This window comes from Acinetobacter sp. A47, assembly GCF_000805455.1.
In the GTDB taxonomy this organism is placed as follows: Bacteria; Pseudomonadota; Gammaproteobacteria; order Pseudomonadales; family Moraxellaceae; genus Acinetobacter.
Genome location: NZ_JSUS01000058.1, coordinates 1 through 407 on the forward strand (window position 1 = coordinate 1; position 407 = coordinate 407).

The window sequence follows — 407 nt, forward strand, 5'->3', positions numbered from 1 at the left end:
CGCTGGTACGTCGCACAGCGGCACAGGTTGCCGGCCATCGCGCTGTCGATATCGGCGTCGGTCGGCTTCTTCTTGGTGCGCAGCAAACCCACCGCGCTCATCATCTGGCCGCCCTGGCAGTAGCCGCATTGCGCCACGTCGTGCTTGACCCAGGCGTCGAGCACGGCCTTACCGACCTTGTCATCGGCGATGTGTTCGGACGTGGTGATCTGCTGGCCGGCCACCGCAGAAATCGGCAGCACGCAGCTGCGCGTCGGCTGGCCGTTCAGGTGCACCGTGCAGGCGCCGCACGACGCGACACCGCAACCGAATTTCGTGCCAGTCAGACCGAGGTTGTCGCGCAACGCCCAGAGCAGCGGCGTCGACGGATCGGCATCAACTTCCACCGGTTTGCCGTTGATGTTCAA

The 407-nt window shown here is 65.1% G+C and carries 1 protein-coding gene; it reads right to left on the reverse strand.

Annotation, left to right across the window (positions count from 1 at the left end; genetic code table 11):
- Window positions 1-407: (2Fe-2S)-binding protein (locus OC23_RS18855; RefSeq protein WP_227505555.1), on the reverse strand; the 407-nt coding region annotated here is incomplete at both ends.